Genomic DNA, 25,585 nt, shown 5'->3' on the forward strand with positions numbered 1-25,585 from the left:
TACATCCAAGCGCGGAACCGCGCGTGCCTACAGGGGCCATTGTCATCGATGCGGCGGCCACGGCTGCCTAATCGGCAACGGGCAGACCACACCTATTGGCGACAAAAATGAAAAGGATCGTCGAACTCAAGAAGGTTTGGCCCCGCCTATCCGAGCCCACATGACGGAGTTCGGCATCATTGCGGCGAAGGGCGCACAGAACGTCGATCGATTGAAGGAACAACTGGATCTGCTGCCGGAAGTGGCCCGGATGCCCGTGAGTTTGCTCTTCGATCAGTTGGCTGTTAGCGGTCGTCAGGAAGTGCGCATAAACGGTGCCATGTGCTGTTTGGGGTTTTCCTGTGAGAGAGGTAGGGACCTGCTGATTTCGTTTAATCGGTCGGGGCATTGAGGTTTTGGATCTCCTGCTGCATGTCGAGGGCGTAGCATAACCAGATCTTGTCGCGCAGTTCGGTGAGGAGCTCGAAGACGGCGAGCGCCTGGTCGGGTGTCAGTGCGACGGCGTCGCCGCACACTACCAGCCTTCTCGACCACCTCATGAATATGGACCAGGCTCCCGGCCCAAGGATGCCACGGGTAAAAAAGCTCGTGCTCCGCGATCCCGTGGGCGTTCTGTCGTCGTGTTGTACAACGAGGTGCGCCCGCATGGGGCGATCGGGCACAGGTCCCGATCTCGTTGCTCAATCACGATGGCGCCGCCAGCCCGCCATCGTGAGAAAGCCGGGAAACTCCACCTTCCGGCGGTCCAGAGAATGGTATCGGAGCAGGCGCAATTGCTGGCCGCCATGTACGGCGTCAAACGTGTCGTCGATGTCGAGCACAATCCGCTTCGGCACCTGCCGGAAGGAAGCGCAATAGAGATCGACCATCGCCCGCCCCATCGCGACCAGCTCCCGCACGCCGGGCAGGTTCTCCAGCCGGCAGATCGGCGACTGGGAGGCCAGATCCCGACCCGACGGCAGCGCATCCTGGGCCATCTTGAAGACCGGATCGGAGCGCAGCCGGTTGGCGTCATTGCCATCCTCATAGCCGGCGGCGATCATCTTCATGCGAAAGCCGATCATGTCCGCCAGGCTGTGGACGACCTGGTCCGGGCAGCGCGGATCATCGATGCAACGCGCCAGACGGTCGGCCACCCGCAGTCGTTTTTCCACCTCGGCCAGCACCAGAACGCCACAGTTGGAGGACAACATGCCGCCGTTGAAACGGGCGACGACGGACTTGCCGCCCACTGATGACAAACCGCTCAGCGGCAGGGTAAGATCATTCATGGCGGGTGTGGTCTCCGGGAAATGATTCGGATCGGCTTTAGCAACCAAATCCTACGTCATTTCAATGGCTTGCGCCCCATCCGCCAACCACCCTGAATTTTTCGGGCTAGATAGCTCACGTGTTGTTGTTGGTGGGCGCCCCGGCAACCGCTTCATCTTGTCAACCAGCCGCTCCAGCGATCCCGCGCGTTCCAACTCCGCAAAGAAATGATGCGGCGTGACGCTACCCAGCCGGTGCCTCGCGGCCAGTTTCCACACATAGGGATAGTCGACCATGAAATTGGATCGAGGCGACGCCTTGGATGGTTCAGCCTTGGTCAGGATGCCGCCGCCCACGAGCCGATCGGGAAGGAATTTGCCACCGAGAGCCATGCCGCCGATGCGTTGCCGGCCATGTTCTTCCACCGATCGGGCATACTGCAAACAACGTCCCATGTGAATGAAAAAGACCGCTCAGAACAACGCTACAGCACGGGCTCTCACGGCGGGAATCCGAAGTTGTGACTGCAGGGGGAAGCGCCTTAGGCTTGGGTGGCATGCTTGTCTCACGCCAGTGGATTGGGATGTGGTGTGCCCGTGCTGACTTCCTCTGGCGAGCCGGCCCACCGCGGGTTTGGTTACCACCCCTGTTTGACATTCTCCGTTGCCCAGCAGCCTACAATGCTTCCTACGCCCAACCTGGTCGCTGCAGCAAACCAGTGTCATTGAGGGATTCGAATAATCGCCTCAAAACCATCCTCGCGACCTGGGGCAGGCGAGGCAAATTCAAGGCTGCCCCCGACGTGCTTGATAACATGATTAGCGATGGGTAGACCAGGGAAGTCCGGCTGAGTCTTACGACGCTCATATTCATATCGCTCTGTTATTTCGTCAAGGTCTGGGAGGGGCACCACCGGTCCTGCGTTTACAATGGCGATAGTTCCATTAGCTCGGACGGAAACTGTTGCCAGGGTATCGGGCAGTCCATGTGTGAGTGCATTGTCGAGTAGGTAATCAAGCGCGAGGTAAACCGCAAGGGCGTCTTCAAATTTGCGCACCAAAGAGGGGCAGCCGTCGACGTCAAGGATTAGCCGTCCGGCAAACCACGGCTTTTTCAAGAGGTCATTAACCTTTGACCGAACCTCTCGGACAAGATCGACGTGGTCTAGGACCGATTCGGCCACGAAACTGTACCCGACGCCACGCACTGTCGCTATTCGCTCCCAGTCGATCTTTTTGCGGAGCCGGCTAACATAAACCTCCACGGTGTTGCTCTCAATCTCCGAACCCAAGGAAAAGAGTACGTCCTCGATCTTCGCCTTCGAAACTAACGTTCCGGGCCGGCGCAGAAGGCAGTTGAAAACTGTCCATTCGCATGCAGTCAGGTAGACCGGCTGCCCGTCGCGCTCGCAGCGCCGCTCGGCCGAGTTTATTGACAGCGTCCCGACACAATATGGCTCCGGGAACTTCCCATGACGACGCCCCACGGCATGAATGCGCGCGGAAAGTACGCCGAAATTGAACGGCTTGGCCAAATAGTCGGCGGCACCAGCGTTGAGCCCCTCGATTTCGTCCTGATCGCGGCCTGCCACGATGATGACCGGTGCCGAATCAGGCCGCTTCTTCATCTCCCGCAGGTAGTCGATGCCGTTGCCGTCTGGCAGCTCAATGTCGAGCAGAACAAGGTCGTAGGCGAACAGACTTGCTTTATCCCGCGCTTCGGACAGGTCCTTGGCCCAGTCGACCGCGTGGCCCATCGTATGTTCGCGTACATCGCGGACAAAGTCCTCGTTGTGTCCAATGAGCAAAATATACATGCCGAGCTCCATTAATATCGCAGGGTTCATGCCTAATGACGGAACCTGACGCTACGCTGAACCCCCGTGGCGCAAATGTCCGGCGGCTTTCAAGCTGCCGTCAGCTACGGGTGTTAGAAGCCCGTTACGGAACAACCAAAAAAGGCAAATTATGGACGCCATTCTTTTCTCGGCACTTTTTATTCATGTGACCACCGTTGGCGCTGCATCGGCCGTCGGCAAATCCGACGTTGGGATCGCCGAAAGGCGACCCTGCCAAGCGGTACTGACCAAGCTTGAAGCGGCCCGAAGGCAGATCGGGCGGCGGCGCGACGCTCAGCAATTCGCGCGCGAGTGCGAGGCTGACCTTGCGAGAGCCGCCGGCGAGCAAGCCGTAGTGCCGGATGCGGTGGAAGCCACGCGGCAGGATGTGGAGCAGGAATCTGCGGGCACAGAAGAAAAAGCCCGCTGCCGGGAGGAGGTGGCAGCGGGCTTGATTTGAAATGCAGCGCGGGAGGAGGTGCACTGCATTCAGCGTCGGCATCGCATCTGGGAGGAGTAGATGGCCGACAGGAGGATCATATCGGTTGCCGAAAATATTGCAATGCACAAAACTGTGTATCGCACCTGCGAACACGTTACCTGGGCCGCGCATCAGGTGGCTCAGCTCAGTCCGGAAATCGCAATACCGCCTCGTCGTGACATATTCGGCCTTCCTGTAGGCGGCTTCCAGCCCCGCGGGCCGCGGCAAGCGAGCTGGTGAGTTTTCTCGCTTTATAGAACGGCCGCTTGCCGTACGAGAGGGATGGCGGCTCCCAGTCGGGATCAGGCTGTCGGCGAAGCTGAAGCCCAGCGATACGGGTCTTCTCCCATCCGGGCGTCCATCCCTGCCGAAAGTTCCGGCACGACCGCCAGGAGAGATGGAGAATGTAACTGTGCTACAGGCCGTCAGACGATGGTACGAAAAGAGGAGTGCGATCCGGGCGCCGCTGGCGACGAGCCGCACAGGTGCTCATTCTTCTCGACAAGCGCACCGCGTACTACGAAGCGCAGCGTGGCGCGGTCCCGGGCTCATGACGATGCCCGCGAATTCGTCCATAGGGCGAAAGTTGGCGCCGAGATCGCCCACATCGCGCCAGAGGCAGAGGCGGAGATGGACGTCGACGTCGTGCGAGCGGTCGACGACGACGAGCTTGATCGGCACCGACCTGGGTCAACGCACAGGATCTGACTGCGCCCGTGGCCCCAGAGCAGGCTATGGAACACGCAGCAGTTTCTCATATCTCTTGATCAGCCGATCCCGCTTCAGACGCGAGAGCTTCTGGATCCAGAAGATTCCATCGAGTTGATCAATCTCATGTTGGTGGCAGACAGCTAGCAAGCCGTCGGCTTCTTCGACCTGCTCGACGCCGTCCAAATCCTGATAGCCTACGCGAACGAAAGCATGGCGTTCGATCTCCTCAGTGACGCCTGGCATCGAGACACTACCTTCCGTGTGCCGGATCATTTCGGCGGAGGCCCAAAGGATAGCCGGATTGACGTAAGTCCGGAGCCGCGCTGGGGACAGTTCGATTACGACCAGTCGCTTCAAAATGCCGATATGCGGGGCGGTGATCCCGATGCCAGGCGCCGCTGCATGGTGTCCGCCAGGTCGATGGCGAGGTTCCGCAATTCGTCATCGAAGTCTGTTACGGGCTCGGCGACAGCTCGAAGGCGACGGTCGGGAAATCTCACGATCGGCCGGACCGTCACATGTCACTCCTTCGCCTCAGCGATCATCGTGTCGGAAGTCTGGTGATCTTCAGGCCGATCTTGCGGCGTTTCGCCGGTGCTGGCGCCGGGGGGAACTACGGGCTCAGGCACTGCTCCCTTTCTTCCTAGCCCGCTTGCCTTCGCCAGTTGAGAGCGCGCTGCCGTGTAGTTAGGGGCAACCATCGGGTAGTCCGCAGGCAAGCCCCACTTTGCGCGGTATTCATCCGGCGTCATGTATTGTAGTGAGTACCGATGTGGCGCCTAAGCGATTTGAATTTCCTGCCGTCTTCCAGGCAGATGATGAAATCTGGCGTCACCGAGTTCTTGATCGGGACCGCTGGCGCGCGCCTTTCTTCCGGCTGTGCCGCCGGTGCTTCCCGCAGCTTGCTGACCGCTGCATAGGTATCGGCAGCCACGCGGCCGAGTTCGGACGCGTGGAAAGCGGATTGTTGCTGACATACGCGGCAACGATGTTCGCGGTCAGCTCCAGGAGCTCAGTTTCGGGCGCAGCAATCTCTTCAGGCATTTGCGAATTCTCGAGATATCTCGTTCGTTGCGATCCCAACCGCGATCTCGCTACAGGAAACTTGGCCGGCCGTACAGGACCGGAAGCCGTCGGTGACGATCCGCATTGTCTGGGGAGCGATGCAGGGGCCATGGACGAGGGATTGCGCGTTATTCGCACTGGCGCCCATGGCAGGTTCCAACCCCGCTCTTATCGGCTCATTTCCCTTGGTCCAATCCCGACCTTTCCGATCAACCCGCAAGGGGTCCGCTACGCGAGCGTGCGGCCTTGAGGCTGACGCCTCTGCGGTGATCGCGGTCCGTCCCGAACCCGACGGGCGCCTGTCGAGCGGGGAATTGGTCCCCGCCACAACGGGAGCCAGACCATGTCGCACAATCTCAGCCTCGCGCAGTCCCACGCGTTCGAGCTCGCCCGCACCCTGATGGTCCCGGTGACGCTGTTCCAGGTCGACGGCGAATACGGCGTCCTGCCGAGCGACGAACTCGACGACGCCGACGTCATCGTCCTCCACGAATACGACCCCTACCAGTTCGGCCCGGCTCATTGAGCCGGGTTCGCCCGAGCGGACGTATGCCGCTTGCGAGCGGCGGCCGCAAGGGAGGCTGCGCCGCGGCTGGCGATGCCGTGGCGCTACCGCGCCCTGATCGATTCATCAGTTGCCAGCCGCGCCCTTGCCCCCATCGCTCTTCGCGGCGGGCGAGGATGGTTCCGCAAAGGCTGCGGAAACGGAAAGGCAATCGAGGAAAGGGCCGGGGAGTGTGAAGGCGATCCGGCGGAAAAACGATGGAAAAGAGAGACGTCGAGGAATTGAGGGATCGTGTGCTCTGCGCGGCCGTGCTGGAGCGGGCCGGTTTCGCGATCGATCTGAAGGAAAGCACGCGCCGGGCGGTCAAATACCGGCGCGGTGACGATATCATTATCGTCATCCACGATGGCAAGGGCTGGTTCGATCCGCTGTCCGACGCTAAAGGCGACGTGTTTTCGCTCGTGGCGCATCTCGACGACATCGGGTTCGCGGAGGTGCTGCAGCGGGTTTCGGAACTGGTCGGCTTCGTGCCGAGCGAACCAGTCTGGACGCGCCAGCCCCGCGACCACGCGCCGGACATCGGCGTCACCGAGCGCTGGCGTTTTCGTCGCAAGCCCTGGCGAGGCTCCATGACCGGGCGGTATCTGCGCAACGAGCGGGACCTCCCGGAATCCGTCATCCGGGCGGCGATGCGGCAGGATCGGCTTCGCGAGGGACCGCGCGGCAGTGTATGGGCCGCTCATGTCGACGACGACGGTGTCGTCACCGGCTGGGAAGAACGCGGACCGGAATGGCGCGGATTCGCCACCGGCGGCGGGAAGGTACTGTTCCGCTTGGGGCCACGCGAGGCCATTCGCTTCTGCGTTACGGAGGCGGCGATCGACGCGATGAGCCTTGCCGCGATCGAAAGCCTGCGGCCCGACAGCCTCTATCTGAGCACCGGCGGCGGATGGGCGCCCGCGACCGAGACGGCCATACGGACGCTTGCGACCCGCCCGAATACGCAGCTTGTCGCCGCGACCGACAACAATGTGCAGGGCGAAGCCTATGCCGAACGCATCGAGGCGATCGCCGTCGCGGCGGCATGCGGCTTTGCGCGGTTGCGGCCGGTCACGGAAGACTGGAACGACGATCTGCAGGCGATGATGAAAGAAGAAGAGGAACGGAGAGGGAAGAAGAAACCCGACTGCCGCATGCCGCCTGCCGCGTCAAGGGTGAAGCTTCGCCCGCTGCGCGGCCCTTGACCCGGCCGGACGGAGAGGCGGCCGCGGGGGAGGGGTCATGAAGGGCTGAATTGACGGCGAAGTCGGAAGGATAAGCCGCGCTCCAGCCCGACGAGGCTGAAAGGAGCCCGCCATGCACCCCGTATCCCCGATCAGAAAGGTCTTTCAGGGCGTCGCCGACCGGCGCCAGATGTTCCGCATGTTCGACCGTCACGCGCAACGGCCCAACCGCTGGGACGCGAGCGCGCTCTATGCCGGCGAATGGTTCGAGACCGGCCAGGCAGACCACGACTATATGTTCGAGATCCTGCCGCCACTCTGGATGCGCGGCGACATGTTCGCGATGCGCGAATTCCTGACCGGTAGTGTCACCAGCGTCTTCTTCGCGCTGACGATCGACAGCCAGTTCCGTCATTTCCACGGCTATTGCGATCTTTCCGACAGGGGCTCACCCGAGCGGATGCGTGCCACGATCGTCGACCGGGAATCGCGGCCGGTGAAGGCAATGACGCGGACCGAGCGCCTCGATCACATCTGGAGCGCGACCCATGATGATTATCGCGGCTATGCCGGGGAGCGCTGGCCGGAGCCTGCACGTGGCAAGCGGACCATCACCGTCTACGGCGGCAGCCGGGGCACGACGTTGAAGCTGCTCAACGATCTCACCGACGAAGAGATCTCGGCCAAGCTTCCGGTGCATCTGCGCTACCTCCCCGACGCGATCGCGGCGTGAGGGGGGCGGCCATGTTCACGTTTCCCATTCTCGGCGTTCGCAAGGTCATCGAACGCGGAAAGACCGATGCCGCCGCCAATGGCGGATTCCGCAACCCGTATTACGGCCTCAGGCCCGGCACGGGCGAGATCCCCGGCGTTTGGCTGGTCGGAGACCAGGGGGTCTACATCATGTCGAACGGAAAACTCGCCGACGGTGACCGCCCGCTCGTGGTCTATTTCGACGAGTGCCATCCGGTCGGCAATCCGGACTGGTTCCATTACAAACACCGTCATTTCGGCGGTGACGACGGGATCGAATTCATCGACGCCCGAGAGGCTCATTCCGCTGTTCGATCGGAACATCCGCCGCACTCATCTGCTCGTGCAGCTGACCGAGACCGAAGTCTCGCTGTCCCTGATCGCCCGCTAGCCCCTTCACAACCTCCCCAGCCCTTCACGCGGCCGACAACGCCGTCCGCGTGATCGCGCTCGCCAAAATCCAAGGAGATTTTCCATGCCCCACGACGACCCCTTCACTCTCGACCTCTTCGGAAACACTGCGCTGTCCTCGGGCCTCTGCGTCGGGGTAACGGCCTTTTCGACGTCTTCCGCCGATAGTCCGGTCGATGACGATCCGTCTCCCGTCTCACCAGCCCCGGCCATGCCGATCGGCGCGGCCGCATTGCCTGCTCGGGCGCATCAGGTCGATAAGGGCGAGAACTTCAAGCTGGCAGCGACCCGCGGCCTTGGCACATCCTGGCGGGACCGGGCTCGTGACAATCTCGCCGCCATACGGCTCGCCGCCGATATCGTCGACCAGCAGCGGTTTGCCACGCCCGAGGAACAAGCAGCGCTGATCCGGTTCACCGGCTTTGGAGCTTCAGCACTGGCGAACGGCGTGTTCCGCCGCCCCGGCGAGCAGACGTTTCGCCAGGGCTGGGAGAAGATAGCCGCCGATCTGGAGGAGGCGGTCGACAGCCGGGACTACGCCTCGCTGGCCCGCTGCACGCAGTACGCCCATTTCACACCGGAATACATCATCAGAGCTCTGGGCCGGCTTGCGGCGGCTCGGCTTCCGTGGCGGCAGTGTGCTGGAGCCGGGCGTCGGCACAGGGCTCTTTCCGGCGTTGATGCCAGAGGCATTGCGCGCTGCCTCGCACGTCACCGGCATCGAGATCGATCCGGTCACGGCGCGGATCGGCTGCCTCCTTCAGCCGAACGCCCGAATCCTCAACCAGGATTTCGCGCGGGTCGACTTGGCCGAGCATTTCGATCTGGCGGTCGGCAATCCGCCGTTCTCGGACAGGATCGTCGACCCCGCATACCGCTCGCACGGCTTCCGGCTACACGACTACTTCATCGCAAAGGCCGTCTCTCGGCTGAAGCCGGGCGCACTCGCCGCCTTCGTCACCTCCAGTGGAACGATGGACAAGGCCGATGCCCGCGCCCGCAAGCACATCGCCACAATGGCGGATCTGGTGGCTGCCGTTCGCCTGCCGGAGGGCAGCTTTCGCGCCGATGCCGGGACGGATGTTGTCGTCGACATCCTGTTCTTCCGCAGGCGCAAGCACGGAGAGCCCGAAGGCGGTGTGTCATGGCTCGACCTGGAGGACGTTCAGCCCGCCACCGAGGACGAGAGCGCAATCCGCGTGAACCGCTGGTTTGCGATGCATCCTGACATGGTGCTCGGCGAGCATGCCCGTCGCCGCGGGATCTACGGTCCCGACGAGACCTATACCTGCCTGCCGCATGCCGGCACGGATCTCGATGCGGCACTGACAGCCGTCGTGCATCTCCTTCCGGAAGCCATCTATGACGGCGAACCGGAAGAGATCGGAGCAGACGCTGGCGAGCATGTTGAAGCGCCGGCCCGCAACGCTGCGGACGGCGCGACAATCCGCGAGGGCAGCTACTTCATCGGCCAGAACACCGCGCTGATGCAGACGGTCGACGGCGAGCCCGTCACCATCCAGATTCGGAAGGGCGTGACCGGCGACGGCATCCCGGAAAAGCATGTCCGCATCCTCCGCAAGCTGGTCCCGATCCGTGACGCCGTACGCGAGGTGCTGAAGGCCCAGGAGTTCGACCGGCCGTGGAAGCCGGCGCAGGTCAGGCTGCGCATCGCCTGGTCGAGCTCGTGCGCGCGTTCGACCGATCAACTTTACCACTGTCTCGACCGCGCAAGATGAGGAAACCGGCGACGTGCGCGAGACGCACCGCCGGCCCAACATCCAGCCGTTCCTGGACGATCCCGATTGCTGGCTGGTGGCCTCAATCGAGGACTACGACCTGGAGACCAACACGGCAAAGCCCGGACCCCTGTTTACCGAGCGCGTGATCGCGCCACCCCCGCCGCCCGTCATCACGTCGCCGGCCGATGCGCTGGCGGTCGTGCTCAACGAGCGCGGGCATGTCGATCCCGATCACATCGCCGAGCTGTTGCATCGGGATGTCGCAGATGTCATCGACGAACTGGGGCAGGCGATCTTTCAGGATCCATCGTCAGGTGCGTGGCAGACAGCCGATGCCTATCTCTCCGGCCCTGTCCGCTCCAAGCTCGTCGCGGCCGAGGCCGCAGGAGTGCTCGATCCGACGTTCGCCCGCAACGGCGCGGCGTTGAAAGGGGTCCAGCCGGCCGACCTTCGGCCTTCGGACATCACCGCACGTCTCGGCGCCCCCTGGATCCCAGCCGCCGATATCGTGGCCTTCGTGAAGGAGACGATGGATGCCGACATCACCATCCATCACACGCCCGCGCTCGCCTGCTGGACGGTGAACGCCCGCCAGCTCGGATGGAGTGCTGCCGGCACCACGGAATGGGGAACACATCGCCGCGATGCCGGGCAGCTCTTGTCCGATGCGCTGAATTCCTCCATCCCGCAGATCTTCGACACGGTCAAGGACGGCAATACAGAACGCCGCGTGCTCAACACAGTCGAGACGGAAGCGGCCAAGGAGAAGCTGCAGAAGATCAAGACTGCCTTCCAGAACTGGATCTGGTCCGACCCCGATCGTACCGACCGGCTGGCGCGGCTCTATAACGATACGTTCAACAACATCGCGCCGCGATCCTTCAACGGCGATCATCTCCAGCTACCTGGCGCTTGCTGCGCGCTTTCTCTTTATGGCCACCAGAAGCGGGTCATCTGGCGCATCATCTCTTCCGAGAGCACCTACGTCGCGCACGCCGTCGGCGCCGGCAAGACCATGGCAATCGCCGCCGCTGTCATGGAGCAGCGCCGTCTCGGGCTGATCAACAAGGCCATGCTGGTCGTGCCCGGTCATTGCCTGGCGCAGGCGGCCCGCGAGTTTCTGGCGCTCTACCCGAACGCCCGCATCCTCGTCGCCGACGAGACCAACTTCACCAAGGACAAGCGCCATCGCTTCCTGTCGCGCGCGGCGACGGCGAACTGGGACGCGATCATCATCACGCATTCCGCATTTCGCTTCATCGCCGTGCCCTCGGCTTTCGAAGCGCAGATGATCCAGGATGAGCTCGAACTCTACGAGGACCTTCTGACCAAAGTCGACCGCGAGGACCGCCTCTCGCGCAAGCGCATCGAGCGTATGAAGGAGGGCCACAAGGAAAGGCTGGAGGCGCTCGCGACCCGCAAGGATGATCTCCTGACCATTGCCGAGATCGGCGTTGACCAGATCATCGTCGACGAGGCGCAGGAGTTCAGAAAACTCTCCTTCGCGACCAATATGTCGACGCTTAAGGGTGTCGATCCGAATGGGTCGCAGCGGGCCTGGGACCTGTTCGTCAAATCCCGCTTTGTCGACACGAAGAATCCGGGCAGGGCGCTGGTGCTGGCATCCGGCACGCCCATCACCAACACGCTCGGCGAAATGTTCACGGTGCAGCGGCTGATGGATCACGCTGCGCTCTCGCAGCGCGGCCTGCACGAGTTCGACGCCTGGGCGAGCACATTTGGCGACACCAGCACCGAACTGGAGCTCCAGCCGTCCGGTAAATACAGGCCGGTCACGAGGTTCGCCCAGTTCGTCAATGTGCCCGAACTGATCGCCATGTTCCGGTCGTTTGCCGATGTCGTCCAGCCGGCCGACCTGCGCACTTATGTCAGGGTGCCGGAGATCATGGGCGGGAAGCGCCAGATCATCACGGCCGAGCCGACCGCCGCCTTCAAGGCCTATCAGCGACACCTCGACCAGCGCATCAAGGCGATCGAGCTGCGTGAGGGACCGCCGCAGCCGGGCGACGACATCCTCCTGTCCGTCATCACCGACGGCCGGCATGCCGCGATTGACCTGCGGCTGGTGATGCCGGGCATCGACAATGAGGAAGGCAACAAGCTCAACGCCCTTGTCGCCAACGCCTTCCGCATCTGGCGGGAAACGGTGGACGTCGAATATGTCCGCAAGGACGGCAAGCCCTTCGACACGCCCGGCGCCGGCCAGCTGATCTTCTCCGATCTCGGCACCATCAGTGTCGAGGCGAGCCGTGGTTTCTCGGCCTATCGCTGGATCCGCGACGAACTGGTCCGCATGGGCGTTCCCTCCTCCGAAATCGCCTATATGCAGGAGTTCAAGAAGTCCGAGGCCAAACAGCGCCTGTTCAATGATTTCAACGCCGGTAAGGTCCGGGTGCTGATCGGATCGTCGGAGACGATGGGCACCGGCGTCAACGTGCAGGCGAGGCTGAAGGCGCTCCATCATCTCGACGTGCCCTGGCTGCCCTCTCAGATCGAACAGCGAGAGGGCCGCATCGTCAGGCAGGGCAACCAGCACGACGAGGTCGGCCTCTATGCCTACGCGACCCTCGGCTCGCTCGATGCGACCATGTGGCAGAACAATGAGCGCAAGGCGCGGTTTATCGCCGCGGCACTCTCTGGCGACACAGCATTCGCCGGCTGGAGGACACGGGCGAAGGGCAGGCGAACCAGTTCGCCATGGCGAAGGCGATCGCGAGCGGCGATCCGCGCCTGATGCAGAAGGCGGGGCTGGAAGCGGAAACCGCCCGCCTCGACCGGCTGCACGCCGCCCATATCGATGACCAGCAGGAGGTCGCCTCTGCCTTCATCGAGGGGAGGACGGCCGCATGACCTCGACAGCATCTCAGCTTGAAACCAATGAAGAAGCCCCCGGATTTCCGGAGGTTTCTTTTGGCCGCAGCGCCGACGTGTTGCTCGTCGCCCGGGTAGGTGACACTGCTTTTGCCATGGTGCCGGGAGGCGACGGGAAGCATTTTCTCGCCACAGGATGGCGTATCGCCCGTCCGATCGCGGAATGGCGGCGCGACGATTTTTATGGTCATGCCGGCCAACTCGCCGACGAGGCTACCTTCAGGGCCAAGGTGCTGGAACAGGCGGAACACCGGTGCGAGAAATTCGCGCTCGGCCGGCGTGAAGAGCGATCATCGGCAAGCACACCTTGGGGGTCGTCGCAGGGTGCGACGGTCTATGCCGACGGTGTCGTTCTTCACTCGGCGGCCGGCCATGGTGGGTTTCTCCTCTCGCCCGGGCGCGACCGCAAGGTTCATCGATCGCTGCGTGTCGACGGCGGCGCCTACGAGGACGATGAGGCCTGGGCAATCGTGGCCTTAACCTTTCCGCACCTGTTCACCAGCTTCGAGCGGCGGTGCGCGAACAGGACGATGAAGGACAGCTTCCAGGACGCCTGGGAAACGATCGCAGGCAACGTGCTGGGAACCGGTGAATCCTGGAGGAAGGACGAGCGCTCCTTCTTCGACGAGCACGCCGACGATTGGATCGTCGTGTCGGCGATCCTTTCCGGTCATCAATCCGGTTTCACGGAGGTCATCGCGACCCCCGGTGGCAAGCGCGGGCATGGTACCGAGGAGCGACGCTTCCTTGTTCCTTCGGACGAATACCGGGTCGGCCCCTTCGGCTTCATCATCGATCCGCAGCGGCACGCCGTCTACGGCGGACCGTCCAGCTTCGTCAGCTGGCAGGGAAGGGCGGTATGATGTTGTCCAGAGATCGTCGTGCTCAGCTCTTCCGTATGAGGATGCGCGCCGGCAGACCCAGCGTCAGCTGGACATGATCAACCGCCAGATCACCCGCCGCATGGCGGCCCTGATACGGCAATATCCCGTCATACTAGGTATCGGCGGGGGAGATCGCCTGATCCAGGTGCATTCCTCGAACGGTATCGCGCCAACCTCGCTGCCGTTACCGCTGAGCGCCAGCCGGAGATCGCCGCCTTGTCGCGCAAGCTGGCGCGGCAGGAAAGCGCCATGGCGATATTGCGGCAGCGACTTCAATCGGAGACGCTCTGTGCGTGATCCGAGATGCTGGCGCCAGCCGCTGCCAAAGGTCAAGCATGGATGCGGGGGTGGCAACATCCGTGTCGAGCGAGCGACCATCATCAGATCGACGGCGCCCGGCGTCAGTGCGGCAACCCATGGGACTTTATTGCGGCGCCAGCCGAACAGGCGCCTATCCTTCGGCATGCCGGTGCCCGTGATCATCCCCTTGCCGGTCTTCCCGTCGGGTTTGCTGCGGTCTGAACCGGCGGCTGGCCACTTCAAGGCCGCTGACGCGCCGCGGAGCGGCCGGAACCCGCCGATCTCGGCAAGGCCGGCCCGCGTCCTTCACAAGGACCAGTGAAAGGACTGGCCCCCGCTTGTCCGCAAGCCGGCCTCGCTCGCCTGGCAGGTCCCGGACCCTGAAGTGTCCAGCTTCCGCCGGTTCCTTTTGACCGCACCCGCAGGAAAGACCGGCAAGGGCCGGAACACCTGAAGGGCATCGCTAGAAAGGTAAGCTCAATGTCCAGTTCAGCCCGCTCAAGCAAGGCCAAGGCCCGCGTCGTCCAGCTCCGCAAGGGCACGACCCTCGAAATGGTCCGGCTCTGCTGCCCGGACAGCAACCAGGCCTCTCTCATATCCGAAAGCTTCGGCCTTCCTGTCCTCGACAGCGACGGCATCCGGGACTTTCATGAGCGCAGCCTGATCGAAGGCGCTGATACCCTCTCCGAGGGGCTTTCCGAAAAAGCCATGCAGATCCACCTGCAAAGGATCGTCGGCTCCTATGTCGGTTCGGCCTTTGGAGCAGGCCAGTTCTACTCGAAGGCCGTTACCGAGGCCAAGGACGCCACGGCCAAGCTCGCCAATGACACTCGCGACGAGGACATTGACGGTCCGGTCGGCTTCAACAGCAAGGCCCAGCGCAAGCGCGAATTCGCCGCCGACATGGGCCTTCAGGCACATGCCCTGCGCGTGGCGGCCGAGGGCGCCGTCGCCGCCTACGAGCACATCATCGGTGAAAGCTGGAAGCCCTACGAGCGCCAGACCGAGGACCCCGGCCAGACCGTCAACCGGCAGGCAGCCGATCTCCAGATGGCGGCGCTTGGCTAACCCCCAATGGGCGGAGCTTCGGCTCCGCCCGATCTTCCTCCCTTGAGGCTGGCGTCCTACTGGACGCCGGCCTCTTCGCGTGCGCCAGGGCATCTGAAGCCAAAGAAATGGAAACCGTCGTCGAGGTCGCGCCAATCGCGGCCGTCACGAATGTTGGTCCTGCTCCGGTCCTCGGCCCCCGAAACGGCTGCGCCATCCTCCACTGACGTTGCGGCCCGCATGCAACGCTTCCCCGCCTTCCGATTCCTCTTCTGCGGGTTCGCGGACCTGCGGTCCTGCGCTTGCGGACCTCGTGACGGCCGCGATTGGCGCGGCCTCGAATGGAGGTTCGGAAATGGACAGGAAAAACAACAAGACCCGCGTCGACATCTACGCGAAAATCACCGATCGCATCGTCTCGGATCTGGAAAAGGGAGTGCGCCCCTGGGTCAAGCCCTGGAGCGGTGCGAACACCACGGGGCGTATAACGCGCCCGCTCCGCCACAACGGACTGCCGTATCAGGGGATCAATACGCTGCTTCTCTGGTCGGAGGCGGTTGCGCGAAGCTTTGTTTCCCCGACCTGGATGACGTTCAAGCAGAGCGTCGAGCTCGGCGGTCATGTTCGCAAGGGCGAGACCGGCTCCATGGTCGTCTATGCCAACTGCTTCAACCGAACCGAAACCGATGCCCAGGGCGAAGAGGTCGAGCGCGGCATTCCCTTCCTCAAGGCCTATACGGTGTTCTGCGCCGACCAGATCGAGGGGCTTCCGGCACAATATTACGGCAATCCCGCTCCGGTAGCCGATCCGGTGGAGCGGATCGAAAACGCGGACACCTTCTTCGCGAACACCGGTGCTGTCATCCGGCACGGTGGGGATAAGGCCTGTTTCAATCCAGCTCTCGACATTGTGCAAATGCCTCCGTTCGAGAGTTTCCGGGACGCGCCGAGTTACTATGCAACCCTTGGGCACGAACTGACCCATTGGGTCGGCGCTGAGAAGCGGCTTAATCGCAATCTCTCACGATATCACAAGGATCGTTCCTTCAGGGCGCACGAGGAACTCGTGGCCGATCTGGGCGGCTGTTTTTTGGCGGCCGATCTCGGCATCGTTCCCGAGCTCGAGCCGAGGCCCGACCACGCAAGCTATCTTGCAAGCTGGCTTGAGATTCTCAGGAACGAGAAGCGTTTCATCTTCGCCGCGGCGGCCCATGCCCAGCGGGCGGTCAACTATCTGCATGATCTCCAGCCGCAGGGGACACTGGTCGAGCACGCTGCGTGATACTGCATCTCCAATCGCATGGCGCTGGGCCATCCAGAGCGCTTAAGGGCCACGCTGCGTTCGCAGCTAGGTGTGTATGGAAGGCCGCCTGCGCCTTGCCACCGCAGGGGAGCCGCCTGCATTCTTCGCCAGCGATGCCGCGATTAGTGTGTGGTCGTCGTAGCTAGAAACAGTCATTCAAGTGCATTACATTGTGGATTCGAGACAGGAGACAACCATGGCGACAAACGCACTCGTGCAGACACGTATCGATTCCAACATCAGGGACCGCGCGGCGTCCGTGCTTGAAGGCATGGGGCTGACGGTTTCCGACGTAGTACGCATCCTGCTGACGCGCACCGCCAATGAAGGTGCACTGCCGCTGGAACTGATCAGCAACAGCGAGGCTCATGATGCATGGTTTCGCGCCAAAGTGATGCAGGCACTCGAAGATACCCGGACCGATGTCACCGCTGAAGATGTAGAGACGCATTTTGCATCACGACGCGCTGCCGCGCTACGCAAGGCAGGAACTACCCAGTCATGAGGCTGAAATGGTCAGCGTTTGCGCTTGCTGATCGCGACGACATCTTCACCCATATCGAAGCCGAAAGCCCGCGCGCGGCGGCTGCCGTTGACGAGCATATCGCGCAGGCGGTGCTCCGCCTGGTCGAGTTTCCCGAGAGTGGACGCCCTGGACGAGTGCCCGGCACGCGGGAGCTGGTCATCTCCCGAACGCCATATATTGCAGCCTACGTTCTAACCCATGATGCTATCCGTATCCTGCGTGTTCTCCATGGTGCGCAGATGTGGCCCGAGGACTTTTCGTCCGACTAGCTTCCGTGATGCAATCGCCTGCACGGTGACGCTGGTCCCGACTGAAGCTGGCACCCGATACGCCGTTGCCAGCAGCGTTCTGCTGAACCGGCGCCATAGTCTCGGCTTCGGTTGAATGCCCCGGTCATGCTGACGAGTGACGTCGAGCGCTGACATTACTATCCTGCCAAGACGTCTCGGTTCTGGTGTCGGCGTTGGCGCGATGTGAGCACGACCCTGCCTACTGGGTCTGGGCAGATTCGCAGGCTGCCGTCGTCCGGACGGACAGTTGATCACACAAGTCGCCGTCTCATGGCGATGAGGCGGTGGTGGAACGCCCGTCTTCATTCCTGTTTCCGAAAGCACGTCCATCTGCGTCCTCGATGTGACTGGTCTGACCGAACGCCGATCCCGCAGCGCGGGCTCTCGATCTTGTCCCGGCAACGGCCTGCGCGACTTTCTTCCCCTGCCGGCTGCGCCGCCATTCCTCGCGATCCAAGAAAGTCGCTCCCGGCCGCCTTCCACTTCGTTCCAGCCCTAAGGACCACCCCATTGCGCACGCGCAACGGGGACCCCGGTGGGTGCGGGTCGATCGCCTCCGTTCCACCGACCGTCATCGAGGTCGCGATGGGCGCGGCCCGACCAACAAAGGAATGAGACAAATGGCTACCATCGGCACCTTCACCTCCACCGGCAACGGCTTCACCGGCACGATCAAAACCCTCAACCTCAACGTCAAGGCCAAGCTGGTCCGCGTCGAGAACCCCTCGGACAAGGGTCCGCACTTCCGCATCTTCGCGGCGGCGAATGTCGAATTGGGCGCCGCCTGGCAGAAGGTCTCCGCAGAAGGCCGTGACTACCTCTCGGTCAAGCTGGACGACCCGAGCTTCCCCGCTCCGATCTACGCCACCCTGATCGAAGTTGACGGCGAGCAAGGCCTGCAGCTGATCTGGTCCCGATCAAACCGGGACTGAGGATCTCGCGCGAGGGCTCCGCCGCAAGGCGGGGCCTTCAGCCTTCTTCGGCAGGTGCACTTGAACGTCAGGCACGCATAGACTAAGTTGCATGGACTAAGTCATGGAGCCAGCAATGCGCACCGTCAATATCCACGAGGCCAAGACGCATCTGTCACGCCTTATCGACAAGGCGGCCAAGGGCGAATCTTTCATCATCGCCAAATCCGGCAAGCCGATGGTGAAGGTCGTCGCGATAGACGCTCCTGCGGCCGGCGAAACGCGTCGCGTCGGGTTTATGGCCGGGCAGTTTTCCGTTCCGGACGATTTTGATCGCATGGCCGGTGAGGAAATCGAGAAGCTGTTTGGCGGCGACGCATGAAACTTCTGCTCGATACCCATCTTCTGCTCTGGGCGGCGGGCGAGCCCGACAAGCTCCCGCCTGCCGCCCTCGCTGAGATCGAGAATGCCGACAACGACCTGACGTTCAGCGCTGCAAGTCTCTGGGAGATTGCGATCAAACGGGGTCTGGGCCGCGCTGATTTCACGGTCGATGCGCGTCTTTTGCGCAGGGCCCTGATCGACAACGGCTATTATGAGCTGCCAATCACAAGCGAGCATGCCATAGCCGTGGAGGGGCTTCCCCCCATCCACAAGGACCCCTTCGATCGGATCCTGATTGCTCAGTCGATCGTCGAGGGCATTACATTGCTGACCGTCGACGATCTGGTTGCACAATATCCCGCGCCTATCCGTCGCCTTTGATAACCTCCGGCCGGAGAGCGGGGGCTTCTTCCTGCCGCACCCGCGCCGTTCATCGCCCGCCCAAGTCCTTTATTGTGAAAACGCGCCGAACAGAGACCCCAAGCACTGGACGCCCAAATATCTGATCCACTGCTCTTTCCAGGATTTTCGACGGGCCACTTCCGGACCCCATGCCATTACCCGGTCGGCCTGACCAGTGACGTCGAGCGCTCACATTGCCACCCTGCCACGACGTCTCGGTTCTGGTGTCGGCGTTGGCGCGATGTGAACACGACCCTGCCTGCTGGATCTGGGCAGATCCGCAGACTGCCGTCGTCCGGACGGACAGTTGATCACACAAGTCGCCGTCTCATGGCGATGAGGCGGTGGTGGAACGCCCGTCTTCATTCCTGTTTCCGAAAGCACGTCCATCTGCGTCCTCGATGTGACTGGTCTGACCGAACGCCGATCCCGCAGCGCGGGCTCTCGATCTTGTCCCGGCAACGGCCTGCGCGACTTTCTTCCCCTGCCGGCTGCGCCGCCATTCCTCGCGATCCAAGAAAGTCGCTCCCGGCCGCCTTCCACTTCGTTCCAGCCCTAAGGACCACCCCATTGCGCACGCGCAACGGGGACCCCGGTGGGTGCGGGTCGATCGCCTCCGTTCCACCGACCGTCATCGAGGTCGCGATGGGCGCGGCCCGACCAACAAAGGAATGAGACAAATGGCTACCATCGGCACCTTCACCTCCACCGGCAACGGCTTCACCGGCACGATCAAAACCCTCAACCTCAACGTCAAGGCCAAGCTGGTCCGCGTCGAGAACCCCTCGGACAAGGGTCCGCACTTCCGCATCTTCGCGGCGGCGAATGTCGAATTGGGCGCCGCCTGGCAGAAGGTCTCCGCAGAAGGCCGTGACTACCTCTCGGTCAAGCTGGACGACCCGAGCTTCCCCGCTCCGATCTACGCCACCCTGATCGAAGTTGACGGCGAGCAAGGCCTGCAGCTGATCTGGTCCCGATCAAACCGGGACTGAGGATCTCGCGCGAGGGCTCCGCCGCAAGGCTGGCGAACTGGTCAACCGAAAGGACACCTACATGACGAGCACCATCGCGCATCAGCAAAAGCCCTTGGTTCCGTCGACATCGCCGTCTGGCCGGGCGGTGCGTGGACCGAACTGGTCGACGTCTGGAACGGCGATGCGGCTTCGTGTCCGATACCTCGAGCCGCTTGAGTATCTGCCGTCGCTGCTCTATATGATGCGTGATGATTGATGCGAACCAAGGAGGGCGATATGAGAACGACACTGGCGATCGATGACGACGTCCTGGTCGCGGCCAAGGCCATGGCCCGGCAGCAAGATCGCAGCGTGGGCGAGATCATCACCGATCTCGCCCGGCGCTCGCTGCGCCGCCCGCAGGCCGGCGGCGAGCGCAACGGGATTCCTCTGCTGTCGCCTCGGCCGGATGCCCCTCCTGTCACGCTTGAGACGGTCAACGCCTTACGTGACGAGCTGCCGTGACCTTCCTGCTCGATGTCAATGTGCTGATCGCGCTGATCGATCCTGGCCATGTCGCCCATGACGATGCGCATGGCTGGTTCGAAGTGACCGGCTACGCCGCATGGGCTACCTGTCCCATCACCGAAAACGGCGTCCTGCGCATCGTCGGCAACCAAAAATATCCTAATTCTCCCGGCTCGCCTGCAGTCGTTGCGCAAATCGTTACCAAGTTGCGAGCCCTGCATGGGCATAGCTTCTGGCCCGACGATGTGAGCCTGGTTGGCTCCGGCGACATCGATGCTGCGAAAATCCTGACCTCGGCACAGGTCACCGACACTTATCTTCTTGCGCTCGCCAAGGCGCATGGTGGCCAACTTGCGAGCTTTGACCGCAAGCTGTCGGCGGCGGCCCTGAAGAGCGGGAAGTCTTCACTGCACCTGATCACCACAAGCTAGACCGCCGGGCTCTTTCTGTCAGGGTATCCCGGCAAGATCAGCCGTTGAGCGCGTCCTTGATGGCTTTTGCCGGCGTGAAGGACAGCTTCTTCGAGGCGGAGATCTTGATGGTCGCGCCCGTCGACGGGTTGCGGCCCTCGCGTTCAGGTGTGTCCTTCACCTTGAATTTGCCGAAACCGGGCAGGCTCGTCTCGGCACCGCTCGCGGCCGCATCGGCGATCGCCTTGAACACGCTGTCGACGATGCTCCTGGCCTGCATCTTCGTCAGACCGTTGTCGGCTGCAATCTTGTCAGCGATCTCATTTGCGGTCGTCATGGAACGTGCTCCTCGCGTTGTTGCTGGTCACTGTTTGGCACACAACAACACGGGGTTGGTAGTCCGCGCGTGCGCAACGCTTGAAAATTCCCGGAAGACTGCGCGATCGGCCTGATTTCCTACGGAGCCATATATCCGCGCTTACGTTTGCGGCGCTCGAGCCGGGAGAACGCTTCGTCGGAATCCGCGCGCTCATCGAAGGTTTCCATCATCACCTGGCCGTTTGTGCCGATCCGGCCCCAGTTGCGGACCAGCGACGCGCCGCCGAACAATGTCGGCTGAATGGACAGCACATAGAACCGAGACATGTTGCGAGCCGGATCGATGCGGCGAAGATGAAGCGGTTCTGTCACAGGTTTCGGCATAGTTGGAATCTTCGCTTCCTTTGGAAGCAACGTCCAACGACTTCGATGAATCGATCACGCCTGACCGATTCATGCGGCTGATGCGCCCGGCTCAATACACCAGCTGCGCCGTGATTGTTCGCCTGAAATGTCGTGCTACGCCGATCGTGTCCAATGAGTGTTCCCAATCGGTTGCCGGTGCTTCGCAGTATTGATGGAACGCATCCGCTTGCGGTACTGTCAGCGATCGACGGCTCGCGTGTTCCCCAGCCCGAAGGGCCGCCGCCCAACTTGGTGGGCGGCGAAGCGGAGGGGCTGAACGCGCTATCCAAAACGCGCCGTAGAGAAGCCCCGGAGCTTTCACAGGGAGAGAAGTCCTTGCCCGATCGGGCAGGTCATTTCTTGTTCGGCCCGAACCTGTTTGTGCCAACTCGTTCAAGCATGTCGTTGCGCCGAAAGTAGATCGCGCGGCCGCAGCGCAGCGGCGGGTTGCCGGCGGTGAAGACGATCTGCTCATCGGTGCGTATTTGTATAACTTCATGAGGGGATGATCAGCGGCCGTCGAGCGATCTTCTTCGTAACGCACTGATTTATCAACACAATCTCGTGTTCCATAATGTATGTTATGCAACATCGGATTGTAGCAGCTAAGTTAAAATGTTGTCTTTTGACTCATAAGTTGCGGTTTTAACCCATAAGTTGACTCGTCCGCAGTCCGCTCCTTGCCCTTATTCGCCCGATCGGGCTGCCGACGTTAGCGGTACACGACAACGAGGCAATGATGCGCTGCTGTCCTCGACTGCGTGTATCACGCACCGCCCGCAATCTCTTTCGAGCCGGAACCTTGCCATTTCGCCTCAAGCAAAGCGCAGGTGCCGCCGAACCGCTCCAGAGCCGCATTGATCATCGTCACCTGATCTCGCCTCTGAAATTCATTCAACCCGAATGTCCCGCATGTCCATGCCGGAGCCGTCAATTCAGGCGATGCGGCTCGAAACTATGAGGCTCATAGCCCCCTAGACAATCATCCTGCTGGGATGTGAAACTAGTAGCAATTTCAAATAGTTGACAATTTCGCCTCATGTCACTGGCGACAATTTGTTAGGAATTTCGTGATGTCCTGCGGCAGGATTCAAAAAGGAATCCTTGCTCCGGGGCCCCAGCATTGCAGGTCGACGACATTGGCAATCCAGAAAACCGAACTGCCGCCATCCATCCGGCGCAAGAGCCTCGCCCCTGGCCAGCAAGGTCGCGCAGGCCCGGATCCGGATGCGCAAGATGCTGGTGCCTCACCAGCGCTTCAAGAAAGGGCTGCAAGCGGCCTTGACCGAGCACATGGCTTTCTCCCCCTCGCCCAGCGCAGAGGGGACGGCGCTTATGTTCACGGGACGCTCTGGTTCAGGCAAGTCGAAGACGCTGCGCTACTACGCGAAACAGTACCCGGCCGTGCGGGACGAACCCGGCATGCACCGCCGGGTCCTCTACGTCCACGTTCCGCCCGGCGCTGACAAGTATGCGCTTCAGCGCCGCATCATGGCGGCCCTCGGCATTCCTGTAGACAAGCGCCGGACGTCCGACGAGCTTTCGCTCGACATCGCCTGGCATCTGAAGGAGCAGCGCGTCGAACTGATGATCCTCGACGAGTTCAACCACATGGTCGACAACCGCAGCAACAGGACCCAGTTCCTGGCGGCGGACGTGCTCAAGGAACTTGCCAACTGGAACTGCTGCCAGATGGTCTTCGGCGGGCTGGCGAGCTCCCTTCTGGTGCTTGAGTCCAACCACCAGCTGCTGCGGCGCACGTTCAGCCGTTTCGAGATGAAGGGCTACGATTGGAACGTCGACGCCGAGCAGACCGAGTTCGTGCATTTTCTCGGCACCCTAGCCGACGAGATCGACTATTTCCACAGGCGGCCAGCGCTCGACGACATGGACCTGGCGGAGCGTACCTGCCGCGCTACCGGGGGTCTCGCGGGCCTTTCGAGCATCCTGACGTTCAAGGCGCTGGAGGTCGCGCTGACCATGGAATCCACGGCGCTCCTGCCGCGGCACTTCGAGGCGGCATTCGACGTCATGAAGCCCATCGGCACGAAAGGGAATCCGTTCGTTGGCAAGATTTCGAGCGTGTCGTTCCCCGAGGACTACGACGGAAAGCGTTTCCTCGAGGACGATGAAAGGTCGGGCCTGCGGGAGAGCACATCGAAGCCGAAGAAGGCGAAGGAGGCGGCATGACCGATCAACTGGACCTCCCCGTCGAGTCTTTCACTGAAATGAAGGCATTCCCGCTTGCGGTCCGTCAGGTCGCCACGGAACCGAAACACGGCCTGTTCGGGAGGACGGTTGAGCGAAACCTTCGCGGCGATTTCGGCCGCTTCTGCCGGGAGATCGGCGTTCGCCCCGGACGGCAGGTGTTCAATCTTCCGGTGGAGGACGTTGCCCGTCTGTGCGTCGCCGACCTGTCGGTCCTCGAACACGCCTCTGCGCGCGTGGACGCAGGCTGGATTCACCTGCTTGGCCAGCGCTTCCGGAAGCGCGACGTTCGTTTTGGCAGTCGCCGATGGTGCCCGCAATGCCTCCGGGGATCCGGGACCCATCGCGCATGGTGGGACGTCGGCTTCGTGACGACGTGTCCGGAGCACCGATGCGCCCTCCTCGAGGCCTGCCAGTGCGGCGTCAGGCTTACCTGGCACAACTCCCCGAGCTTCTATTTCTGCGCCTGCGGCAGGGAACTGGCCTACGCGAGGACGGAACAGGTTCCGGAGGCAGAATGCGCCTTCGACGCCTACGTCATCGGGCGCATGGATGGCGCGCGCGCCTCCGCGCCGTCGTTCCTCGACCGGGTGCCGATGGACGAAGCTGTCGAGACATGCCGCGAGATCGGCAAGTTCGCGCTCGACCCTTTCCAGACCGAGTATCCCATGGCCGGGAAAAACGGCGTCCGCAAGGTGATGAACGCGGGGCTGGCCATGGTTCTGGGCCTGCCCGACAGTTTCCAGAATCTGCTCGACCGCATCGAAGCCGAGCGTCCGAAGCAGCCGCCTGCCCCGGTGTATTCCGACGAGTTCAGATATTGGCTGGTGCACGGGCAGCCCGACGGCGTCGACGGCAACGTATCCTGGCATCTAGGCGACTGCATGCGCGAACGGCCAGCCAAGGAGCAGGAGCCGTCGCACATGCCCTACGGCCATTTCACATACGCGGAGGCCGCCGAGCAGTGCGGCATTCCGGAGAGACGGCTGCGGTTGATCCTGCGCCAGATGCAGGCGCGCCGGCGCGAGGCCGTTTTGCCCAAGCCCAAAAGCCTCGATCCCCATACCGTCTATCGGCTTGCTTCCGACATCCGGTCCGGGAAGAGCGTCCGAGAGGTCGCGCAGGAACTCGGCGTCTCCTCGGCGGACGTCGGGGCAATGGTACGCCTGCATTTGCTGCTGACCGTCGCCGACGCGGAGCAAGGCGTGCCGTGCATCATCAGGGGAAAGGCAACCGAGTTTCTGCTGGGCTGGCTGCGGAGCAAGGCAGTGACCGACGGAACGGGTCCGGAATTGCCGCTCCCTGCCGCCGCGGCGGCTCAGGGTGTCTCGGTGGCGGATATGGTGGAGATGGTGCGCAAGGGTAGCGCGCGCGTGACAGGAGTGACGGATGGAACAGAGCTGAGTTCGATCCTGGTCGATGTCGTGAATTGAAGGCTAAGAGAGGGCAGTAGCCAACGCCTGTTTCCGCCATGGTTGGGCAGGAAGGAATTGTCTTTTATTCGATTGCAACAGAAGTGGCTTTATCCATCTGCAAGATCGACTGCACCAAAGCCTTCTGTTCGTTCCCTCCCAGCGTCTCGCCGCTCATCAGCATTCCATGCAGGATTTTTGCCTTGCCGCGCAGCGTTGCGAAGTCTGGACAAGGCCACGTACAGATCTTGCGGAGCGCCGTCTCTTTCGCTTTGCGCCGAGCATGGAAGTCTGCCAACTCCGAATCGGTTGCCGATCGCCCCATATGAGCGCGGTCGAGATAATGTGCGACGAGTTGCAGCCGTTCGACGGCGGTGATGTAAGCACGGTGCGCCTGCTGAATGTCGACGGGTTCACGATCCATAAATCCGTT

The 25,585-nt window shown here is 62.2% G+C and carries 23 protein-coding genes and 9 pseudogenes; 21 read left to right on the forward strand and 11 right to left on the reverse strand.

Features of this window, described 5'->3' with window-relative positions; genetic code table 11:
- Positions 1 to 118: 118 nt before the first annotated feature.
- Positions 119 to 280 (forward strand): annotated as a pseudogene (locus tag BPNPMPFG_RS37985) (IS110 family transposase); the annotation flags it as partial.
- 91 nt (positions 281 to 371) lie between these two features.
- Here BPNPMPFG_RS37985 and BPNPMPFG_RS37990 read toward each other — a convergent pair.
- The 7 genes and pseudogenes from BPNPMPFG_RS37990 to BPNPMPFG_RS38020 form a co-directional block, all read right to left on the reverse strand.
- Positions 372 to 515 (reverse strand): hypothetical protein, encoded by a 144-nt coding sequence (locus tag BPNPMPFG_RS37990; protein WP_258598931.1) that lies wholly within the window; start codon positions 513 to 515, stop codon positions 372 to 374.
- Between the two features lie 237 nt (positions 516 to 752).
- Positions 753 to 1,271: pseudogene (locus tag BPNPMPFG_RS37995) on the reverse strand (transposase); the annotation flags it as partial.
- Between the two features lie 51 nt (positions 1,272 to 1,322).
- A complete protein-coding gene (locus BPNPMPFG_RS38000; protein WP_258598933.1) occupies positions 1,323 to 1,676 on the reverse strand; it encodes a hypothetical protein in 354 nt (117 codons plus the stop codon).
- Positions 1,677 to 1,972: 296 nt separating this feature from the next.
- The gene (locus BPNPMPFG_RS38005) at positions 1,973 to 3,067 is read right to left on the reverse strand and encodes an ATP-binding response regulator (RefSeq protein WP_258598934.1); all 1,095 of its coding nucleotides are present in this window, start codon (positions 3,065 to 3,067) and stop codon (positions 1,973 to 1,975) included.
- A 313-nt stretch (positions 3,068 to 3,380) separates the two neighbouring features.
- Positions 3,381 to 3,494, reverse strand: a pseudogene (locus tag BPNPMPFG_RS38010) (transposase); the annotation flags it as partial.
- 807 nt (positions 3,495 to 4,301) lie between these two features.
- Positions 4,302 to 4,798 (reverse strand): annotated as a pseudogene (locus tag BPNPMPFG_RS38015) (peptide deformylase).
- A 3-nt stretch (positions 4,799 to 4,801) separates the two neighbouring features.
- Positions 4,802 to 5,324: pseudogene (locus tag BPNPMPFG_RS38020) on the reverse strand (Ros/MucR family transcriptional regulator).
- 364 nt (positions 5,325 to 5,688) lie between these two features.
- Between BPNPMPFG_RS38020 and BPNPMPFG_RS38025 the strand changes: the two are divergent.
- The 18 genes and pseudogenes from BPNPMPFG_RS38025 to BPNPMPFG_RS38110 all read left to right on the forward strand — a co-directional run bounded on the left by BPNPMPFG_RS38025 (position 5,689) and on the right by BPNPMPFG_RS38110 (position 20,830).
- Complete coding sequence (locus tag BPNPMPFG_RS38025) at positions 5,689 to 5,871, forward strand: hypothetical protein (RefSeq protein WP_183455088.1); 183 nt, start codon at positions 5,689 to 5,691, stop codon at positions 5,869 to 5,871.
- Between the two features lie 236 nt (positions 5,872 to 6,107).
- Positions 6,108 to 7,094: a DUF3991 and toprim domain-containing protein gene (locus BPNPMPFG_RS38030; RefSeq protein ID WP_258598936.1), complete on the forward strand. Its 987-nt coding sequence runs from the start codon at positions 6,108 to 6,110 to the stop codon at positions 7,092 to 7,094.
- A gap of 112 nt (positions 7,095 to 7,206) precedes the next feature.
- Positions 7,207 to 7,806 carry a DUF1419 domain-containing protein gene (locus BPNPMPFG_RS38035; RefSeq protein WP_258598938.1) on the forward strand — a complete coding sequence of 200 codons (600 nt, stop codon included), beginning with the start codon at positions 7,207 to 7,209 and terminating at the stop codon, positions 7,804 to 7,806.
- 11 nt (positions 7,807 to 7,817) lie between these two features.
- Positions 7,818 to 8,217, forward strand: a pseudogene (locus tag BPNPMPFG_RS38040) (DUF3085 domain-containing protein).
- A gap of 84 nt (positions 8,218 to 8,301) precedes the next feature.
- Positions 8,302 to 12,850: pseudogene (locus BPNPMPFG_RS38045) on the forward strand (helicase-like domain-containing protein).
- Complete coding sequence (locus BPNPMPFG_RS38050; protein WP_258598940.1) at positions 12,847 to 13,734, forward strand: DUF7007 domain-containing protein; 888 nt, start codon at positions 12,847 to 12,849, stop codon at positions 13,732 to 13,734. The pseudogene BPNPMPFG_RS38045 and the gene BPNPMPFG_RS38050 overlap by 4 nt, the downstream one beginning before the upstream one ends.
- Positions 13,734 to 14,052: pseudogene (locus tag BPNPMPFG_RS38055) on the forward strand (hypothetical protein). The gene BPNPMPFG_RS38050 and the pseudogene BPNPMPFG_RS38055 overlap by 1 nt, the downstream one beginning before the upstream one ends.
- Positions 14,053 to 14,535: 483 nt before the next feature.
- A complete protein-coding gene (locus tag BPNPMPFG_RS38060) occupies positions 14,536 to 15,123 on the forward strand; it encodes a hypothetical protein (RefSeq protein WP_258598941.1) in 588 nt (195 codons plus the stop codon).
- A 334-nt stretch (positions 15,124 to 15,457) separates the two neighbouring features.
- A complete protein-coding gene (locus tag BPNPMPFG_RS38065; RefSeq protein ID WP_258598943.1) occupies positions 15,458 to 16,384 on the forward strand; it encodes an ArdC family protein in 927 nt (308 codons plus the stop codon).
- Between the two features lie 217 nt (positions 16,385 to 16,601).
- The gene (locus BPNPMPFG_RS38070; protein WP_183455093.1) at positions 16,602 to 16,910 is read left to right on the forward strand and encodes a type II toxin-antitoxin system RelB/DinJ family antitoxin; all 309 of its coding nucleotides are present in this window, start codon (positions 16,602 to 16,604) and stop codon (positions 16,908 to 16,910) included.
- Positions 16,907 to 17,200: a type II toxin-antitoxin system RelE/ParE family toxin gene (locus tag BPNPMPFG_RS38075; RefSeq protein ID WP_183455094.1), complete on the forward strand. Its 294-nt coding sequence runs from the start codon at positions 16,907 to 16,909 to the stop codon at positions 17,198 to 17,200. The genes BPNPMPFG_RS38070 and BPNPMPFG_RS38075 overlap by 4 nt, the downstream gene beginning before the upstream one ends.
- 641 nt (positions 17,201 to 17,841) lie before the next feature.
- The gene (locus tag BPNPMPFG_RS38080) at positions 17,842 to 18,153 is read left to right on the forward strand and encodes a DUF736 domain-containing protein (protein ID WP_183455095.1); all 312 of its coding nucleotides are present in this window, start codon (positions 17,842 to 17,844) and stop codon (positions 18,151 to 18,153) included.
- A gap of 115 nt (positions 18,154 to 18,268) precedes the next feature.
- Positions 18,269 to 18,514: a type II toxin-antitoxin system Phd/YefM family antitoxin gene (locus BPNPMPFG_RS38085; RefSeq protein ID WP_183455096.1), complete on the forward strand. Its 246-nt coding sequence runs from the start codon at positions 18,269 to 18,271 to the stop codon at positions 18,512 to 18,514.
- Positions 18,511 to 18,897, forward strand: a complete 387-nt coding sequence (locus BPNPMPFG_RS38090) for a type II toxin-antitoxin system VapC family toxin (RefSeq protein ID WP_183465714.1) — start codon at positions 18,511 to 18,513, stop codon at positions 18,895 to 18,897. The genes BPNPMPFG_RS38085 and BPNPMPFG_RS38090 overlap by 4 nt, the downstream gene beginning before the upstream one ends.
- Before the next feature lie 701 nt (positions 18,898 to 19,598).
- Positions 19,599 to 19,910 (forward strand): DUF736 domain-containing protein, encoded by a 312-nt coding sequence (locus tag BPNPMPFG_RS38095; RefSeq protein ID WP_183455095.1) that lies wholly within the window; start codon positions 19,599 to 19,601, stop codon positions 19,908 to 19,910.
- Positions 19,911 to 19,971: 61 nt separating this feature from the next.
- Positions 19,972 to 20,148: a hypothetical protein gene (locus BPNPMPFG_RS38100; RefSeq protein WP_183465713.1), complete on the forward strand. Its 177-nt coding sequence runs from the start codon at positions 19,972 to 19,974 to the stop codon at positions 20,146 to 20,148.
- Positions 20,149 to 20,168: 20 nt separating this feature from the next.
- Positions 20,169 to 20,396, forward strand: a complete 228-nt coding sequence (locus tag BPNPMPFG_RS38105; protein WP_183455098.1) for a ribbon-helix-helix domain-containing protein — start codon at positions 20,169 to 20,171, stop codon at positions 20,394 to 20,396.
- Positions 20,393 to 20,830 carry a TA system VapC family ribonuclease toxin gene (locus BPNPMPFG_RS38110; RefSeq protein WP_183455099.1) on the forward strand — a complete coding sequence of 146 codons (438 nt, stop codon included), beginning with the start codon at positions 20,393 to 20,395 and terminating at the stop codon, positions 20,828 to 20,830. Before BPNPMPFG_RS38105 ends, BPNPMPFG_RS38110 begins: the two co-directional genes overlap by 4 nt.
- Before the next feature lie 37 nt (positions 20,831 to 20,867).
- Here the strand turns inward: BPNPMPFG_RS38110 and BPNPMPFG_RS38115 are convergent, their stop codons facing one another.
- The 3 genes and pseudogenes from BPNPMPFG_RS38115 to BPNPMPFG_RS38125 form a co-directional block, all read right to left on the reverse strand.
- Positions 20,868 to 21,146: an HU family DNA-binding protein gene (locus BPNPMPFG_RS38115; protein WP_183455100.1), complete on the reverse strand. Its 279-nt coding sequence runs from the start codon at positions 21,144 to 21,146 to the stop codon at positions 20,868 to 20,870.
- 119 nt (positions 21,147 to 21,265) lie between these two features.
- Positions 21,266 to 21,511: a WGR domain-containing protein gene (locus tag BPNPMPFG_RS38120; protein ID WP_183465712.1), complete on the reverse strand. Its 246-nt coding sequence runs from the start codon at positions 21,509 to 21,511 to the stop codon at positions 21,266 to 21,268.
- A gap of 374 nt (positions 21,512 to 21,885) precedes the next feature.
- Positions 21,886 to 22,069: pseudogene (locus BPNPMPFG_RS38125) on the reverse strand (type IV secretory system conjugative DNA transfer family protein); the annotation flags it as partial.
- A gap of 690 nt (positions 22,070 to 22,759) precedes the next feature.
- Here BPNPMPFG_RS38125 and BPNPMPFG_RS38130 point away from each other — a divergent pair.
- On the forward strand, positions 22,760 to 23,722 hold the full coding sequence (locus tag BPNPMPFG_RS38130) for a TniB family NTP-binding protein (protein ID WP_258598944.1): 963 nt from the start codon (positions 22,760 to 22,762) through the stop codon (positions 23,720 to 23,722).
- Complete coding sequence (locus tag BPNPMPFG_RS38135) at positions 23,719 to 25,173, forward strand: TniQ family protein (protein ID WP_258598945.1); 1,455 nt, start codon at positions 23,719 to 23,721, stop codon at positions 25,171 to 25,173. Before BPNPMPFG_RS38130 ends, BPNPMPFG_RS38135 begins: the two co-directional genes overlap by 4 nt.
- 64 nt (positions 25,174 to 25,237) lie before the next feature.
- On the opposite strand, the gene BPNPMPFG_RS38140 is transcribed toward BPNPMPFG_RS38135, so the two are convergent.
- Positions 25,238 to 25,576: a hypothetical protein gene (locus BPNPMPFG_RS38140; RefSeq protein ID WP_258598946.1), complete on the reverse strand. Its 339-nt coding sequence runs from the start codon at positions 25,574 to 25,576 to the stop codon at positions 25,238 to 25,240.
- Between the last annotated feature and the right edge of the window lie 9 nt (positions 25,577 to 25,585).

Source organism: Mesorhizobium sp. AR07 (assembly GCF_024746815.1).
Classification (GTDB): domain Bacteria; phylum Pseudomonadota; class Alphaproteobacteria; order Rhizobiales; family Rhizobiaceae; genus Mesorhizobium.